The organism is Acidobacteriota bacterium (assembly GCA_019347945.1).
Lineage (GTDB): Bacteria > Acidobacteriota > Thermoanaerobaculia > Gp7-AA8 > JAHWKK01 > JAHWKK01.
Genome location: JAHWKK010000002.1, coordinates 120,624 through 137,703, shown reverse-complemented (window position 1 = coordinate 137,703; position 17,080 = coordinate 120,624). Strand labels below are relative to the sequence as shown.

The window sequence follows — 17,080 nt, the reverse complement described above, 5'->3', positions numbered from 1 at the left end:
GCTCAGTCTCTTTCGGTCTGCGCTCGATCATAGTCTATCGAGACCCGGAGCAGATCGCGACCTTCTTCGACACGGAATCGCTCGGAGACTTCGACTCCGGGAATCCAGGCGACGACTCCGTCGATGACGAGCAGTGGAATGCGGTCTCGCTCGGAGCGCGGAACGCGCCGATCGATCAGGACGTCCTTGAGCTTCCGGTGCCCGGTCATGCCGAGGGGTTGAAACCGGTCGCCCGGCCGGCGGTTTCGGAGCTCGATTTCGCCTCCCGCGGTCTCGAGGCCCAGGAGCTGGGTCGTCCGCTGGTCGTTGGTCGTCGCCTCTGTGTGATCCCCGGGAGCGAGCTCGACCGTTACCGTCGCGGCGATGTCCGGCACGGCGCGCGGCTCTCCGATGACGACGGGGTAGCTCCAGGGAGCAACGGTCACCGCCGTGTCGACGAGTGTCAGCTCGCCGGCGCGAAGGATCGCGTCGATTCCCTCGCCCACGGAGACCTTCCCGCCACGACCGAGCTCCCGCTCCAAGCGTGACAGGCTGATATTTCGTCCTTTAGGACGGAATCTTCGGAGCTCCCGCGCCAGAACCTCATGCAGCAGCCACGGCTCGTCCGGCAGTGCGGAAATCGGAATCGTCGAGGAGCTTTCCGCCCGATGCCAGACGACGGATACCTCCGCGATCGCGGAGCGGGAGCTCTCGAACAGCGCGTCAACCGCATTCGCAACGGCCGACAGCTGCTCGTCGATCGATTCCGATTGTTCCCGGAGAAGCGGAAGGATCTCGTGACGGACCCTCGGCCTCAGAAACCTCCGATCGAAGTTCATCCGGTCACGCCGGGCCGTCACTCCGGAGCTCGAGTGGAGATCGACCAGGGCGCTTCGCGGCATGTCGAGAACCGGCCGGATGAGCCGGCCACGTCGCGAACGGATCCCTCGCAGAGAGAAGATGTTTCCGCGATCGAGCAGCTTCATCAGGACAGTCTCGGCCTGGTCCTCCAGCACGTGAGCCGTTGCAATGTAGTCGAATCGGAGCCGGGCCCGAACGTCTTCGAGTGCGGCATACCGCGCCGTGCGCGCGGCCGCCTCGACGCCGCTCCGACGGATGACTTCGGGATCGGGCTCCGCGACGACGGATTCGAAATCGACCCCCAGGTCCGCGGCGTACGCGCAGGCCCAGGCTTCGTCCTCATCCGATTCCGCACCGCGGAGGCGGTGGTTGATGTGGACCGCGAGAAGATCGATTCCGGAGCCCGACTCTCCGGCGAGATGGGTGAGAAGAGCAGTCGAGTCGCCGCCTCCGGAGAATGCGACGATGAGACGTCGAACCGGAGGATTCAGCTCGTCCAGGAACCGCCGGATCCTCGCGCGAACTTCGGACATGTGGAAGAGTTGGTGGCGGTGCGCGGACTCGAACCGCGGACCTAGCGCTTATGAGACGCCCGCTCTAACCAGCTGAGCTACACCGCCACACCGTTTCCATCATACCCGGCGGGCTATACTGAACGCCCGCGACAGGAGGCAGATTCCTCTTGCGGGAGCCGGCCCGGGAAAGGGATCCATCTTGGAGCTCACCCAGCAGTGCATCGAATGCGGTATCTCGGAAGAAGTCGCCAATCTGGAGCGATGCCGCATGTGCCATCGTTACTTCTGCCCCGACTGCGGGCACCGGATGAGAGGCGCAGTCTTCTGCTCGGAGGGCTGTGCGGCCTACTACGTCTACGGGGACTCGGACGAAGACGAGGCTCCTGTCGACGACTGAGGCCGCACTCCCGCATCGATGCGGTCGTGATTCATGCCGCGAAAACCGTCAGCGTTCGAGCCGGCGAATCAGAGCCTCAGTCGCCGAGACGTCGGGGCGCCTTTCCATGGTTGCCGCCACCTCGAGGGCACGCCGCGCGGTCGCGAGAGCCTCGCTCGTTCGTCCCGCCTGCTCGAGCGCCCGGGCCCTGAGACTCAGCGTCGGGTAATTCTCTTCGATGTCGAGTGCGACTTCGGTCCAGCCGAGCACCTCCTCATCGATCAAACCCGCCTCGAGCGCATACACGGCTGCCCGATACGGGACCCGCCAGTCGCGCATTCTGGCGATGGCCGCGCGGGCGGACTCGATCACCTGGTCGCTCGTGTCCACCTCGATGCGCATCGGGAGCGCCAGCCGCTCCCACTCGAGCCGGAGGACTGCCTCATCGTCGCCGACCGTGGGAAACACGAAGGTCATCCGCTCTACGGGCGCCGGCGTACGCGTCGGAACGATCTCGACTCTCGCCACATCGAGGGACTCGTCGTACTGGCTGGTGCCAGGCTGGTCGGGGTTTCCGTTCAGGATCACCGTCCATGCGCCTTCTCTGGGAATCGTGAAGAGGGCGTAGCGACCGGCTTTGACCGCCTTCCCTTCGAAGACGACGTCTCTGCTGAACTCGATCGTGGTTGCCGCATTCGCCCCCGTTCTCCAGAGGGTCTCGTACGGGACGAGCTCACCCCAGATGACTCGACCCTTGACGCCCGGCCGACTGTAGTCGACCTCGACATCGGTCAGGCCGACGGTCTGGGAGATGCTCGCTCTCGGGCTCGCCTGCGGAGTCTGGAACTGAGCCTCGAGATGTGGAGCGAACGCAAGGCCGGTCAGGATGAGGAGTAGGGGGGTCAGCGTGGAGGGTTTCATGGATGTGTTCTCCTTCGGACAAATGCTAGCACGCGCTTCCGGTTGGGTTACCGTACGAGTCTGGAACCAAGGATGCAGATTGACCTGGCGGAACGTTCAGCATCCGGGCAGGATCGGGCGCCGAGCACGAGCGTGCGCGGGCCGGATATCATGAGCGGCGTTTGACTCGAGGCTTCGAGGTTGAGGATTGAGCACAGCTACGGATGAAAAGCAGATCGATCCCGTCTGCGGGATGACGATTCGCCCGGAGAACGCTGCAGGCTCCTCGGTTCGTGATGGAGAGCGTTATTACTTCTGCTCGAAGGGCTGTATGGCGAAGTTCGAGGCGGGAGACGACGCGAAGCAATCCGATGCGGTCGGGTCGGGAGAGCCGATGATGTGGACCTGCCCGATGCATCCGGAGGTGAAGCAGGACCACCCGGGTCCGTGCCCGATATGCGGAATGGCGCTCGAGCCGATGACGATCACGCGCGACGAGGGTCCTGATCCGGAGCTGCGTTCGATGACGATCCGATTCTGGATCTCGGCGATCCTGACGATCCCTCTGGTCGTGATCGCAATGGGTCCCTCGACGATCGTCGATCGTCTCGATCTGCCGTTCGGAAAGGGGCTGCTCGAGCTTCTTCTGGCGACGCCCGTCGTACTGTGGGGTGGCTGGCCCTTCTTCGAAAGAGCGGCAATCTCGATTCGGACGATGCGGCTCAACATGTTCACGCTGATCGGTCTCGGAACCGGCGCGGCTTTTCTCTACAGCCTGGTCGCGGTTCTGCTCCCCGGACTCTTCCCTGAAAGCCTCCGCGGTCCGAATGGAATGATCGGTCTCTACTTCGAGTCTGCCGCAGTGATCGTGACTCTCGTGCTTCTCGGTCAGGTGCTCGAGCTGAAAGCGCGGCGGAAAACGGGGGACGCGGTACGCGCGCTGCTCCATCTGGCGCCGCCCACGGCGCGTCTCGTCGAGAACGACGGTACGGAAAGGGACGTTCCGCTCGAGAAGGTGGGTTCCGGCGATCTCCTGCGAGTCCGGCCGGGAGAGAGGATTCCGGTCGATGGTCGGGTCGAGAGCGGAGAGTCGTCCGTAGATGAATCGATGATCTCGGGCGAGCCGATGCCGGTGGCGAAAACGACAGGGAGCGAGGTTGCTGCCGGGACGATCAACGGAAGTGGCTCGTTCGTGATGCGCGCCGAAAAAGTCGGTTCCGATACGCTGCTGGCCCGGATCGTCCGAATGGTCTCCGAGGCGCAGAGGAGCCGCGCGCCGATTCAGCGAATTGCGGATCAGGTGGCCGCGTGGTTCGTTCCTTTCGTGGTAATTGCGGCGATTGCGACATTCATCGTGTGGCTCTCGATCGGATCGGTCGACGCCCTCGGGTTCGCGATCGTGAGCGCAATCGGCGTCCTCATCATCGCCTGCCCCTGGGCGCTGGGACTCGCGACGCCGATATCGATCATGGTTGCAACGGGGCGCGCGGCATCGTCCGGTGTCCTGTTCCGCAACGCCGAGGCGATCGAGACGATGAAAAGGATCAGCGCGCTCGCGGTCGACAAAACCGGCACACTCACGATCGGGCGGCCGGCCCTGACCTCGGTTCTGAGCCATGACGACCTCGACAGCTCCGAGCTTCTTCGCCTCGCCTCGAGCCTCGAGCGGGCGAGCGAGCATCCGATTGCCGAGGCCATTACCAGAGGCGCCGAACAGCGAGGTGTGAAGTTCGAAGAGGTGAGTGGGTTCGAGTCTGTGACCGGGAAGGGAGTAGCGGGGCGCGTTGACGGCCACGAGGTAATCGCCGGGAACCTCGCATTTCTCCGCGAAAGGAAGATCGACCCCGGAGTGTACGAATCGGAATCGGAGCACCTGCGTCGCGACGGGCAGACCGTCGTCTACGTTGCCGTCGATCGGAAGGTCGCCGGCCTTCTCGGCATCAGCGATCCGATTCGGGAGGAAGCAGTCGAACTCATCCGCGAGCTGAAGGGCGATGGAATTCGCGTGGTCATGGTCACGGGCGACAGCCGGACCACGGCCGAGGTCGTATCGCGCCGTCTCGGAATCGACGAGATGTTCTCCGAGGTGGTGCCGGAGAGAAAAGTCGAAGTGGTCGAGGCTCTCGAGAAGGAAGGCCACATCGTCGCGATGGCGGGAGACGGAATCAACGATGCCCCGGCGCTGAGCCGTGCCCACATCGGTATCGCGATGGGAACCGGCACCGACGTCGCGCTCGAGGCCGCCGATGTCACGATTCTGCGGGGAGATCTTCGCGGCGTCCTGAGGGCTCGCAGGCTGAGCGAGGCCACGGTTCGCAACATCCGCCAGAATCTCTTCTTCGCTTTCGTATACAACGCGCTCGGCATTCCGATTGCGGCGGGCGTTCTCTATCCGGTAATCGGAATACTGCTCAGTCCGATGGTTGCGGCAGCTGCCATGAGTTTCAGCTCCGTTTCGGTCATCGGCAATGCGCTGCGGCTGCGGACGATCGACCTGGGCGGACCAATTGAAGACGGGGGATCTGATGACGCCATCGAGTGACGTGGCCGTCCTTCTGACCACGATCGACGAGGAGAGCGCGGCGAAAGCGCTCGCCAACGACCTCGTCGAGCGGGGTTTGGCGGCATGCGTCAATCTGGTACCGGGCATCCACTCCGTTTACAGATGGGAAGGGCGGGTCGAGACCGCAGCAGAGTTCCTGCTCGTCATCAAGACCACGGTCGAAGGGGCCCGGCGAATCGAGAGCTACTTCGAGGACGGTCACCCTTACGACGTACCCGAGCTGATCGTGCTCGATCCCTCCTCGGTGGGAAACTCCTACGGTCAATGGGTCGTCGAGAGCGTGGGTGTATAGTTCGCGGCGATGCAAAGCGGGAAAGCGACACCGAAATACAAGAGAATCATGCTCAAGCTCTCCGGAGAGGCTCTGATGGGGAGCAGCTCGTACGGGATCGATCCCGATACCCTCTCCGACGTCGCCGACGAGATCAAGTCGGTCGTCGAGCTCGGAGTCGAGTGCGCCGTGGTGATCGGTGGCGGTAACATCTTCAGGGGTATGAACGCGGCGAGCCAGGGAATCGATCGGGCGGTGGGCGATCACATGGGGATGCTCGCCACGGTGATCAACGGACTGGCGCTCCAGAATGCGCTCGAGCATCGTGGTGTGGTCACGCGCGTGACCTCCGCAATTCACATCGAGGAGGTCGCGGAACCTTTCATCAGAAGGCGAGCGGTTCGCCATCTGGAGAAGGGCCGTGTAGTGATCTGCGCGGCGGGAACTGGAAACCCGTTCTTCACGACGGATTCGGCGGCCGCCCTTCGCGCTGCCGAGCTCGGATGCGAGCTGATTCTCAAGGCGACGAAGGTAGACGGCATCTACACTGCTGATCCGAATACCAACCCGGATGCCGTCAAACTGCCCGTGATCAGCTATCAGAAGGCGCTCGAGATGGGACTGAAAGTCATGGACGCATCGGCGATCGATCTTGCAAGAGGAAGCTCGATCCCGATCTGTGTGTTCGCCATGACCCAGCCGGGAAACATCCGGCGTGTCGCCATGGGCGAACAGATCGGGTCGCTCGTGACCGATAATGGGGAGAGATGAGCATGACGATCGACGAGATTCTGAAAGACAGCGAACAGCGGATGGAGAAGGCGGTCGATCATCTTCATGAAGAGTTCAGACATCTGCGGACCGGACGGGCATCGACGGCAATGCTCGACGGAATCACAGTCGATTACTACGGAACTCCCACGCCGCTGAATCAGGTGGCATCGATGAACGTGCCCGAGCCGACGATGATCGTCATCCAGCCGTGGGAAGCATCGATGGTCGGAGCCATCGAGAAGGCGATCATGAATGCCGGGCTCGGTTTCAATCCGACCAACGACGGCAAGATCGTTCGTGTACCGATTCCTGCGCTCAGCGAAGAGCGGCGAAAGGAAATCTCCAGGAAGGCGCACCAGCTCTCCGAGGAATCACGGACTGCGATTCGACAGGTTCGGCGCGATGCCAACGACAAGCTCAAGAAGCTTCAGAAGGACCACGAGATCTCCGAAGACGATGAAAAGCGGGCCCATGACGCAGTTCAGAAGCAGACCGACCTCTGGGTCGGCAAGGTCGACGAAAGCCTTGCCAGGAAAGAGTCGGAGATCATGGAAGTCTGAGATTTCCGTTCTCTGCCGGCAGTCGCGGGAGAACCCGCCGATCGCTCAGCCTTTCATCTGGCGAGCCGCAGATCGAACGATTTCCCAGGATGGATCATCCGGATGAATTGCACAGTGGTCATTCCCGCGGCAGGTCGGGGAGTGCGTTTCGGTGGTCCAGTCCCGAAGCAGTATTCTCTTCTTCGCGGAGAGCCGCTGATCGCCCGTACGATCGACCGCTTTCTCCGCAGCGGTCTCGCGGGACGGATCATCGTCGCGGTGTCGGAGGACGACACCCGCTGGCCGGCGCTTGCCGAACAGCGACGATGGGAGGATGTCGAATGGGTCACCGGCGGGGAAACGCGTCAGGCCTCGGTCATGAACGCGATGCGCGTCGTCGACCCGGCCGTGAGGTTGGTGGCCATTCATGATGCGGTCCGCCCGTTCTTCAGGATGAGTACGCTCCGGACTCTGCTCGAGCTTGCCGAAGAATTTGGTGCTGCCATCCCGGTGATCCACGTGACCGAAACCCTTCACAGGGTCGACGGGAACGAGGTCGAGTCGACCCTCGATCGCGACTCGATCGTTCGCGCGCAGACGCCTCAGTGCTTTCAGACGGAGCTGCTGGCCTCGGTCATCGAGCGCGCCTGGCATGAAGGGAACATCTCGACGGACGAAGCCGCTCTGGTGGCGAGCTACGGGATCAAGGTTCGCACGGTCGAAGGGGACGAGGGAAATCTGAAGATCACGACCGCCGCGGACCTCGAGTGGGCCGAGCGGAATTACGAACAATGGAGCCGCTCGTGAACCAGGACATTCGCGTCGGACATGGAATCGACGTTCATCGATTCGATCACGAACGGCCACTCATGCTCGGAGGACTGCAGCTCTCTCCTGACGGAGGGCTCGCCGGGCACAGCGACGCCGACGTCGTCCTGCACGCGATCACCGATGCGATTCTCGGCGCCCTCGCTCAGGGAGACATCGGCTCGATCTTTCCATCGGATGATCCTCAATGGGAGAACGCGAGCTCGCACCTCTTCGTGGAAGAAGCGATGCGCCGGCTCGAGGAGTCGGGCGGTGTACTGACCGGTGTCGACGTCACGATCATCGGAAATCATCCGCGGGTTGCGCCTGTCCGCCTCCGGATCCGGCAGTCGATTGCAGATATCCTTGCTGTGAGTATGGAACGCGTGTCGGTGAAAGCAACGACCACGGATGGGCTCGGATTCACGGGTCGTGGAGAGGGATTGTGCGCGATTGCGGTCGTATCGATCGCAGCAGCGCCCCGATCCTGAGACGATGGGCCGAGTTCGGACGAGATTCGCGCCATCGCCGACCGGACATCTCCACGTCGGCGGAGCGCGCACGGCAATCTTCAACTGGCTCTACGCCAGGAGCCAGCGAGGGGAGATGTTGCTGCGGATTGAAGACACCGATCGGGAGCGGTCCACTCGAGAGTCCGAAGCGAAGGTCATCGAAGATCTGAAGGCGCTCGGGATCGACTGGTCCCAGGGTCCGGACATCGGTGGACTGGCAGCGCCTTTCAGGCAGTCGGAGCGACTGGAGCGGTACAAAGAAGCAGTCGAGTCGCTCGTCAACAACGATCTCGTCTACCACTGTTTCTGTGACGAGGAGACCCTCGAGCGGAAACGACAACTGAGCCACCAGGCAGGAAAGCCTCCTCACTACGATCTGACGTGCTTTCGCCTTCGGGGCGAGGAAATCGACGCCGCCCTGGCCGCCGGAAAGCCGAGCGCGTTCCGGTTTCACGTTCCGCAGCCTGGGGAAGACTGGCCGTTCGACGCCGAAGTGACGATCCACGACCTGATCCGTGGGGAGGTCACCTGGAAGCCCGACTCTCTGGGAGACTTCATCATCATGCGCGCCGACGGGATGCCGACGTACAACTTTTCGGTCGTCGTCGACGATCACGACATGAACATCACCCACGTGATCCGCGCCGACGAGCATCTGACCAACACCCATAGGCAGGTTCTGATCAGCCGCGGTCTCGACTGGGCTCCGCCGGAGTTTGCCCACGTCTCACTGATTCTCGGCGAGGACCGGTCCAAGCTCTCGAAACGTCACGGATCGACCTCGGTGGCGTCGTTTCTGGAGGGAGGCATCCTTCCGGAGGCGCTCTTCAACTACCTCACGCTGCTCGGATGGGCTCACCCCGACGGGAAGGAGATATTCAGTCGCGAGGAGGCCGGGGAAGTGTTTGATCTGGCACGTGTCAATCCGGCGCCGGCAATCTTCGACGTCGCGAAGCTGGAATGGATGAATGGTGAATACATCCGGGCTGCGGATCTCGATGAGCTCGCGACGGAAATCCTTCCGATGCTTGAGTCGCGAGGCTGGATCGAATCCACGAATGACGAGCTGATGGGCTGGCTCCGGGACGCCATCGACCTGGTTCGCACTTCCACTCAGAGGACGGTCGAGATTCCGCGGGAGCTCGAAGCACTGATCCTGTGGGAACCAAAGACCGTGCTCACCGATCCCGAGGCCGCTGAGGTCCTCGGCGCAGAGTCGACGCATGTCGTCCTCAGGTGCCTGGCCGACGATCTCGATGCGTACGGACCGCCCGTGACGCCGGATCAGTTCCGAGAAATGTCGGAGAGGGTCCGCGAGGCGAGCGGGATCAAGGGGAAGCCGCTCTTCATGGCGCTCCGGGTCGCGTTGACCGGCCGAGGCCATGGTCCGGAACTGAAATCCGGAGTTCCTCTCATTGCCAGAGCTGCGAGGACGACCGGATTTCGGGTGGAGTCGTTGTCGACGCGCGTGTCGCAGATCCGGGATCTCGCGGGAATCGGCGAGGGCTGAGAATGGGCGGGGCACTTTGGAACAACCTTCTGAGGCCGGTACTCTTCAGGATGGATCCGGAGCTGGCTCACGAGCTGGCCAGGTGGGGAGCGAGGAAGGCGGGGACGAGCGGAGCAGTCCTGTCGCTGATTCGAGAGCGGTATTCCGGACGGCAGACTCCCGGAATCGAGCGGAAAGTGTGGAATCTCCGGTTCCGCAACCCGCTTGGGCTGGCAGCCGGCTTCGACAAGAGCGCCGACATGATTCCCTTTCTGGAAGCGCTCGGATTCGGCTTCCTCGAGGTCGGGACGGTCACGCTCAATCCGCAAAAGGGCGACCCGAAGCCGCGGATTTTCAGATTTCCCCACCAGAACGCCCTCGTCAACCGTCTGGGCTTCAACAACGAGGGCGCCGCGGCCGTCAGGCAGAGGCTCAAACGGTGGACCGACCTCGCGATCCCGATTCCCCTGTTCGTGAATATCGGTAAGAACCGGGAGGTCAAGCCGGAGGACGCGCCGGCTGCCTACCGGAAGACATTCGACGTCGTGGCGCCATGGGCCGACGGAGTCGTCGTCAATGTTTCGTCGCCCAACACGCCGGGCCTGAGGAATCTGCAGAGGACCGAGAATCTGAGGAGGATTCTCGAGGAGATCGCGGAGGAGCGCGAGCGAGCCGTCTTCGTGAGAGGAGAGGGGACCCACCCGGTACTGGTCAAGCTTTCCCCGGATCTCGACGACGAAGGGATCGAGGGGGTGGTCGAGGTGAGCCGGGAGCTCGCGGACGGAATCGTCGCCACGAATACGACGACCGATCACAGTGTGATCCCCGAGCCCGCCCGGCAGAGAGGCGGCCTGTCGGGCGCCCCTCTTTTTGCCCGGTCGACGGCTGTTCTGCGCAAGGTGAGGCAACTGGCCGGGCCTGACTATCCGATCGTCGGGGTCGGTGGAATCATGGATCTCGACGACGCCTCGTTGAAGCTCGATGCGGGAGCCGATCTGATCCAGATTTACACCGGTTTGGTCTACGGGGGACCCGGCACCGCGCGATCGATCATCGAAGGCCTTGCTGCCGAGGCCTCGGCCAGGCGGAAGGCCTCCCTCCCTTCCGGGGAATGATCTCGCTCCGAAGGGATGTTCGCAGTGGTTGCCGTTCCGCCCCTCCGGGGCGATGGACGAGCCATGCCCGCCGGATGGCGGGACGATTTCGAGACAGGCGCCCCGTACCGCCGATCCCGCGATCATCAATTCGACTGGAGAGAGTGAAAAAGAAATGCGTACCTATGTACCGAAGCAGGGAGACATCGAGCCCCGCTGGCATCTGATCGACGCGGAGGGTCTGGTTCTCGGGCGGCTCTGCACTGAGGTGGCGAGGATTCTGTCGGGGAAGAACAAGCCGACGTGGACGCCCTTTCTCGATACCGGGGATCACGTGATCGTGATCAATGCCGACAAGATCGTCCTCACCGGCCAGAAAGCGGACAAGAAGCTTTATCACCGGCACTCCGGCTACCCGGGAGCTTTGAAAACCACCACGGCGAAAGTGATGCTTGCGGAAAAGCCTGCCTTCGCGATCGAGAAAGCCGTCAAGGGGATGCTTCCCAAGAGCCGCCTCGGCCGGAAGATGATCAAGAAGCTCAAGGTCTACACCGGACCCGAGCATCCTCACCAGGCGCAGCAGCCCGAGACGGTCGAGCTGGCCAAATAAAGGAGACGACATTGGCAGAGCATTACGGAACCGGAAGAAGAAAGAGCTCGACGGCGCGGGTCTATCTCCGAAACGGATCGGGAGCCATCGTGGTGAACGGTCGCGACATCGATGCATACTTTCCGAATGAAGTCCTCAAGATGATCATCAAACAGCCGCTGTCGCTGACCGAGACGGGCGACCATTTCGACATCCAGATCAGCGTAGCCGGCGGCGGACCCTCGGGGCAGGCCGGTGCGATCCGACACGGAATCGCACGCGCACTGCTCGAGTACAACTCCGAGCTTCGGCCGCGCCTCAAGAAGGCAGGCCTTCTGACCCGCGACCCTCGCATGAAGGAGCGGAAAAAGTACGGACAGAAGGGCGCGAGGGCGCGCTTCCAGTTCTCGAAGCGCTGATGCGAATCGGCCACCAGATCGTGTAAAACCGGGGCAGGGATGGGCGTCCATCCCTGTCTCTTTTTTCTCATCAATCAAATTTTCAGGAGGATCCATTGGCAGTTTCCATCACGATGAAAGAGCTATTGGAAGCTGGCGTCCATTTCGGTCATCAGACCCGCCGCTGGAATCCGAAGATGAAGCGATATATCTTCGGCAAGCGTAACGGGATCTACATCATCGATCTGCAGAAGACGCTCAAGCTCTTCAGAGAAGCTTCCTCGTTCGTCACCGATCTCGCATCACAGGGCAAACGCGTCCTTTTCGTCGGCACCAAGCGCCAGGCGCAGGATGCCGTCGTCGAAGAAGCGAACCGCTGCGGAATGTTCTTCGTGAACAACCGCTGGCTCGGTGGCACACTCACCAACTTCATCACGGTCAGGAAATCGATCGAGCGCCTCAAAGAGCTCGAGCGCACCCTCGCGGATGAAGAAAAGGAAATGTCGAAAAAAGAGCGAGCCGCCATGGACAACGAGAAACAGCGGCTCGAGAAGAATCTCCTCGGCATCCGGGAAATGGAAGACCTTCCCGATGCGATCTTCGTCATCGATCCGCGCAAGGAACACATCGCGGTCAGAGAGGCGAAGAAACTGGAGATTCCGATCGTGGCGGTCGTCGACACGAACTGCGACCCGGATGGAATCGACTACATCATTCCGGGCAACGACGACGCGATCCGGGCAATCCGGCTCTTCACCTCGAAGATGGCCGACTCGGTGCTCGAGGGTTACCGGATTGCTGAAGAGGAGTACATGGCCGAAGAAGGCCGTGAAGAGGACGAAGACGAGGAGGCTCCGATGCCTCCCGCCGAAGAAGCCAAGGCCGGTGAAACGGCCGTCCCGGTCAACTGAGCCGGCGGCGCTCCACTCCACAACGCGAACTCCGGGCGGGTCTCGATTCCGAAGACCCGCCCGCTTCCCAACCCCAGGAGGTATACCAATGGCAGACGTCACTGCTGACATGATCCGCGACCTGCGCGAGCGTACGGGCGCGGGAATGCTCGACTGCAAGAAGGCACTCGTCGAGTCGAACGGCGACATGGAAGAGGCGGTCACGATCCTTCGGAAGAAGGGTCTCGCCGCAGCCAACAAGAAGGCGGGCCGGATCACGAGCGAGGGCCTGATCTCGATCGAGGCCCGCGACCGCGAGGCCGCGATGGTCGAGCTCAACTGCGAGACCGACTTCGTCGCTCGGAACGACGATTTCCAGGCGCTTCTCCAGAGCCTGACGAAGGCGATCCTCGACAACGATTACCAGAACGTCGAGCAGGTGCTGGATGCCAAAGGGCCCGGTGGCCAGACCTTCCGCGAGGAGATCAGCTCGAAGATCGCGAAGATCGGCGAAAACATCTCGCTCCGCCGCTTCGAGCGATTCGAGGCGAAGGATGATGAGGTCATCGGCTCGTACCTTCACTCGAACGGCCGCGTCGGCGTGCTCGTCAAGCTGAAGCACGAAGGCGGCGATGCCGAAGAGTGGAAAACCGTTGCGACGGACGTGGCGATGCATGCCGCGGCGCTCGATCCGCGCTTCACGACGAGATCCGAGGTCACCGACGACGTCCTGGCCAACGAGCGGGACATCGCGAAGACCCAGGCGCTCGCCTCGGGGCGGCCGGCCGAGTTCGTCGACAAGATCGTCTCCGGCAAGCTCGAGAAGTGGTACCAGGAAGTCGTGCTGGTCGAGCAGGAGTTCGTCAAGGACGAGTCGAAAACGGTGGGCAAGTACGTCGAGAGCAAGGGGAAGGAGCTCGGGGGCAAGGGCGAGATCCTCACCTTCACCCGCTTCAAGCTCGGCGAAGGGCTCGAGAAGCGCGCAGAGAACTTCGCGGAGGAAGTCGCGAAGCAGGTCGGCGCCTGATCCGCTGAATCACATCGATCAGACTGAAAAGGCGTGGCCGGGGCCCCGCCTTTCTGTCTTTTAGGTACCGGAAATGGTCGCCCCGAGACTCACGTTGGGTGACGTGTCCATGGAATCGATCATCGTACGCGGCGCCCGCGAGCACAACCTCAGGAACATCGACGTCGTCATCCCCCGCAACAAGCTCACCGTCATCACCGGTGTCAGCGGCTCAGGCAAGAGCTCGCTCGCGTTCGACACGGTTTTTGCCGAGGGGCAGCGCCGCTACGTCGAATCGCTGAGCGCCTATGCCCGACAGTTCCTCGAGCAGATGGAAAAGCCCGACGTCGACTCGATCGAGGGTCTCTCCCCGGCGATCTCGATCGAGCAGAAGACGACCTCGAAGAACCCCCGCTCGACAGTCGGAACCCTCACCGAGATCTACGACTACATGCGTCTCCTCTGGGCCTCCGTGGGCCAGCCCCACTGCACCAACTGTGGCAAGGCGATCGCGCCGCAATCGGTCCAGCAGATGACCGAGCGGCTGATGACGCTCGCTCCCGGAACGAAGTTCACGATTCTCGCCCCGTTCGTGCGCGGAAAGAAGGGCGAATACAGGAAGCAGATGGAGCAGCTCGTCAAGCAGGGATTCACGCGGGCGGTCGTCGACGGAGAGATGATCGAGCTCGCCGACCCGCCGACGCTCGACAAGCAGAAGAAGCACGACATCGACGTCGTCATCGACCGGCTCGTGATGAAGGAGGAGCTCGGAAGCCGTCTGGCCGAGTCGCTCGAGACCGCCTCGAAGGTCGGAAGCGGGCTCGTCAAGATCCTCTACGCCGAGGACGGAAGGGAGGAGCTCCTCTCCGAGAAGTTCTCCTGTCCCGACTGCGGCGTGTCGATCGGCGAGGTCACGCCCCGCCTCTTCTCGTTCAACTCCCCTTACGGAGCGTGCAGCGCATGCTCGGGGCTCGGACGAATTCTGCAGCCGGACCCTCGCAAGATCATTCCCGACGACAGCCGCTCGATCGCGAAGGGCGCCATCGCTCTATGGAACGAAGGCGCCTCGAACTGGCGCATCCGGCAGATCGAGCAGCTCGTCTCGCACCTCGGCGGAAAAGCGACGACACCGTGGTCGAAGCTCACCGCGAAGATCCGGACCGCCATCATGGAGGGTTCCGACGCCGAGATGCGATTCCGCTACAAGGGGGAGAAGAGCCGCTACAGCTACAAGGGAACTTTCGATGGCCTGCTCCCGATGATCAGCCGCCGGTACCTGGAGGCGGAATCGGACGATCTCCGGTCCGAGCTCGAGAAATTCATGACGGCGCAGGAGTGCACGGACTGTGGCGGACGGCGCCTCAAACCGGAGGCGCTGGCGGTGACCTTCGCGGGGAAATCGATCGACTCGGTGGTCGCGATGTCGCTCGGTGATGCGCGCGAGTTCTTCTCAGCGATCCGGCTGAGCGAGCGCGACCAGGCAATCGCAGGGAAGGTCCTCCAGGAGATCCGCGACCGGCTTCATTTTCTCTCCGAGGTCGGGGTTGCGTACCTTTCTCTGGATCGGGCAGCGGCGACGCTTGCGGGAGGAGAGGCGCAGCGCATCCGGCTCGCAACCCAGATCGGATCCCGCCTGATGGGTGTGCTCTACGTCCTCGACGAGCCCTCGATCGGGCTGCACCAGCGCGACAACCGCCGCCTTCTCGATGCGCTGCTCGGGCTTCGCGATCTCGGCAATACGGTGCTCGTCGTCGAGCACGACGAAGAGACGATTGCCACCGCGGATCACGTCATCGACCTCGGTCCTCGCGCGGGAGAGCACGGGGGAGAGATCGTGGCCGAGGGGACAATGGAAGAGGTCGTGAGATACGAGCGCTCCCTGACGGCGGACTACCTGACGGGGCGCCGATCGATTGCGATTCCCGAGGAACGGCGGGAGCCGGGCGAGGCGAAACTCAGGATTCTCGGAGCACGTGAGAACAATCTGAAAAATATCGATGTCGAGATACCGCTGGGGCTCTTCGTCGCGGTGAGTGGCGTATCCGGCTCCGGAAAATCGACACTGGTGAACGAGATCCTCTACAAAGCGGTCGCTCGGGAGATCTACCGGAGCGTGGCAGTGCCGGGGGAACACGAATCGATCGAGGGGCTCGACCAGATCGACAAGATCATCAACATCGATCAGTCGCCGATCGGAAGGACGCCGCGCTCGAATCCGGCGACCTACACGGGCGTCTTCACCGAGATCCGGAACCTGATGAGCCGGGTGCCCGAAGCGAGGATGCGCGGCTGGAAGCCGGGGCGGTTCTCGTTCAACGTCAAGGGCGGCCGCTGCGAGTCGTGCCGCGGCGACGGCCAGGTCAAGATCGAGATGCACTTCCTCCCCGACATCTATGTGACCTGCGAGGTGTGCGGCGGGAAGCGGTACAACCGCGAGACCCTTCAGGTGCATTACAAGGGTCTTTCGATATCCGAGATTCTCGAAATGCCGGTGGAGAGGGCGCTGGAGGTATTCGAGAATGTGCCGAGGATCCACCGGGTGCTCGATACGCTCAACCAAGTGGGTCTCGGGTACATCCGTCTGGGGCAGCCCGCAACGACGCTCTCGGGAGGGGAAGCGCAGCGGGTCAAGCTCGCCAAGGAGCTGTCGAAGCGCTCGACCGGCAAGACCCTCTACATTCTGGATGAGCCGACGACCGGGCTCCATTTCGACGATGTGGCAAAACTCGTTGGACTGATGCACGGGCTCGTCGGGAAGGGGAACACGGTGGTGATCATCGAGCACAATCTGGATGTGCTGAAGACCGCGGACTGGCTGATCGACCTCGGGCCTGAAGGGGGGCGTGGTGGGGGAAAGATCGTGGCTCAGGGCTCGCCGGAGGCGGTCTCCAGCGTCTCCGACAGCCACACGGGCCTGTGGTTGAAGAGAGTTTTCTCGAGCGATCGTCTCGTCGCGGCAGGCTAGATGAGGATTTTGCGTTCCGTCACCCCGCGGAATGCCAAAATCGGAATGAAACTGTTTGATGCGATCCTTTGCAGGGTTGATGAACGTCAATCGTCAGGGCCGGCTCGCAGGCGTGCTGGTTGTGCTCGCGGCAATGTCGAGCCCGGTGGGTGCAGAAGGCAGGAAGTGTAAGGCGCCCGCCCATGAGTGCGAAGCGCAGATGCGATCAATTCTCGCCGACAAGATGTATCTCGGGGTCACCCTCGCGCCCGGTCGCTGGGGGACCGTCATCACGGACGTCGACGAGGAGAGTCCGGCGGAGAGGGCGGGGCTCGACGCAGGCGATCGCATCATCGGGATCAACGGTCACGATTGCCGGGGAAAGAGTCCTTCACAGATCAAGCGCTATCTCAACCCCCGGGACAACGGACGGGATCTGACCATCGTCGTCGTCCGGCTCGGTGAGCTTCTGCGGCTTCACGCCCGGCTTGCACCCCTCCCCCCGGAGCGGATCGAGCAGATCGTCGCCAATCACCTGGCGAAGCAGCACGACGACTCCGAAGGCCATTAGAC

Annotated in this window: 17 protein-coding genes and 1 tRNA gene; 15 read left to right on the top strand and 3 right to left on the bottom strand. The window is 62.4% G+C overall.

The window, feature by feature from the left end:
* Positions 1-2: 2 nt before the first annotated feature.
* Both tilS and KY459_02115 read right to left on the bottom strand, forming a co-directional pair.
* Positions 3-1,373 (bottom strand): tRNA lysidine(34) synthetase TilS, encoded by a 1,371-nt coding sequence (gene tilS, locus KY459_02120; protein ID MBW3563500.1) that lies wholly within the window; start codon positions 1,371-1,373, stop codon positions 3-5.
* 10 nt (positions 1,374-1,383) lie between these two features.
* Positions 1,384-1,460 (bottom strand) — tRNA-Met (locus KY459_02115).
* A 94-nt stretch (positions 1,461-1,554) separates the two neighbouring features.
* Here KY459_02115 and KY459_02110 point away from each other — a divergent pair.
* Positions 1,555-1,752 (top strand): hypothetical protein, encoded by a 198-nt coding sequence (locus tag KY459_02110; protein MBW3563499.1) that lies wholly within the window; start codon positions 1,555-1,557, stop codon positions 1,750-1,752.
* A gap of 48 nt (positions 1,753-1,800) precedes the next feature.
* Here the strand turns inward: KY459_02110 and KY459_02105 are convergent, their stop codons facing one another.
* Positions 1,801-2,652 carry a DUF2911 domain-containing protein gene (locus KY459_02105; GenBank protein MBW3563498.1) on the bottom strand — a complete coding sequence of 284 codons (852 nt, stop codon included), beginning with the start codon at positions 2,650-2,652 and terminating at the stop codon, positions 1,801-1,803.
* Positions 2,653-2,839: 187 nt separating this feature from the next.
* On the opposite strand from KY459_02105, the gene KY459_02100 reads away from it, so the two are divergent.
* The 14 genes from KY459_02100 (at position 2,840) to KY459_02035 (ending at position 17,078) form a co-directional block, all read left to right on the top strand.
* A complete protein-coding gene (locus tag KY459_02100; GenBank protein ID MBW3563497.1) occupies positions 2,840-5,173 on the top strand; it encodes a heavy metal translocating P-type ATPase in 2,334 nt (777 codons plus the stop codon).
* Entirely contained in the window at positions 5,157-5,486 is a 330-nt protein-coding gene (locus tag KY459_02095) for a divalent-cation tolerance protein CutA (protein ID MBW3563496.1), read from the top strand. Before KY459_02100 ends, KY459_02095 begins: the two co-directional genes overlap by 17 nt.
* 9 nt (positions 5,487-5,495) lie before the next feature.
* Complete coding sequence (gene pyrH, locus KY459_02090; GenBank protein MBW3563495.1) at positions 5,496-6,236, top strand: UMP kinase; 741 nt, start codon at positions 5,496-5,498, stop codon at positions 6,234-6,236.
* 2 nt (positions 6,237-6,238) lie between these two features.
* Positions 6,239-6,799, top strand: a complete 561-nt coding sequence (gene frr, locus KY459_02085) for a ribosome recycling factor (GenBank protein MBW3563494.1) — start codon at positions 6,239-6,241, stop codon at positions 6,797-6,799.
* A 102-nt stretch (positions 6,800-6,901) separates the two neighbouring features.
* Positions 6,902-7,585: a 2-C-methyl-D-erythritol 4-phosphate cytidylyltransferase gene (ispD, locus tag KY459_02080; GenBank protein MBW3563493.1), complete on the top strand. Its 684-nt coding sequence runs from the start codon at positions 6,902-6,904 to the stop codon at positions 7,583-7,585.
* Entirely contained in the window at positions 7,570-8,076 is a 507-nt protein-coding gene (gene ispF, locus KY459_02075) for a 2-C-methyl-D-erythritol 2,4-cyclodiphosphate synthase (GenBank protein MBW3563492.1), read from the top strand. The genes ispD and ispF overlap by 16 nt, the downstream gene beginning before the upstream one ends.
* 4 nt (positions 8,077-8,080) lie before the next feature.
* Complete coding sequence (gene gltX / locus KY459_02070; protein MBW3563491.1) at positions 8,081-9,607, top strand: glutamate--tRNA ligase; 1,527 nt, start codon at positions 8,081-8,083, stop codon at positions 9,605-9,607.
* 2 nt (positions 9,608-9,609) lie between these two features.
* The gene (locus tag KY459_02065) at positions 9,610-10,701 is read left to right on the top strand and encodes a quinone-dependent dihydroorotate dehydrogenase (GenBank protein MBW3563490.1); all 1,092 of its coding nucleotides are present in this window, start codon (positions 9,610-9,612) and stop codon (positions 10,699-10,701) included.
* A 154-nt stretch (positions 10,702-10,855) separates the two neighbouring features.
* Positions 10,856-11,290 carry a 50S ribosomal protein L13 gene (gene rplM / locus KY459_02060; GenBank protein ID MBW3563489.1) on the top strand — a complete coding sequence of 145 codons (435 nt, stop codon included), beginning with the start codon at positions 10,856-10,858 and terminating at the stop codon, positions 11,288-11,290.
* Positions 11,287-11,688, top strand: coding sequence for a 30S ribosomal protein S9 (rpsI, locus tag KY459_02055; protein ID MBW3563488.1), 402 nt, complete (start codon positions 11,287-11,289; stop codon positions 11,686-11,688). Before rplM ends, rpsI begins: the two co-directional genes overlap by 4 nt.
* Positions 11,689-11,801: 113 nt before the next feature.
* The gene (rpsB, locus tag KY459_02050; GenBank protein ID MBW3563487.1) at positions 11,802-12,578 is read left to right on the top strand and encodes a 30S ribosomal protein S2; all 777 of its coding nucleotides are present in this window, start codon (positions 11,802-11,804) and stop codon (positions 12,576-12,578) included.
* 88 nt (positions 12,579-12,666) lie between these two features.
* Positions 12,667-13,584: a translation elongation factor Ts gene (gene tsf, locus KY459_02045; protein ID MBW3563486.1), complete on the top strand. Its 918-nt coding sequence runs from the start codon at positions 12,667-12,669 to the stop codon at positions 13,582-13,584.
* Between the two features lie 109 nt (positions 13,585-13,693).
* A complete protein-coding gene (uvrA, locus tag KY459_02040) occupies positions 13,694-16,528 on the top strand; it encodes an excinuclease ABC subunit UvrA (GenBank protein MBW3563485.1) in 2,835 nt (944 codons plus the stop codon).
* 199 nt (positions 16,529-16,727) lie between these two features.
* Positions 16,728-17,078: a PDZ domain-containing protein gene (locus KY459_02035; GenBank protein MBW3563484.1), complete on the top strand. Its 351-nt coding sequence runs from the start codon at positions 16,728-16,730 to the stop codon at positions 17,076-17,078.
* Positions 17,079-17,080 lie beyond the last annotated feature (2 nt).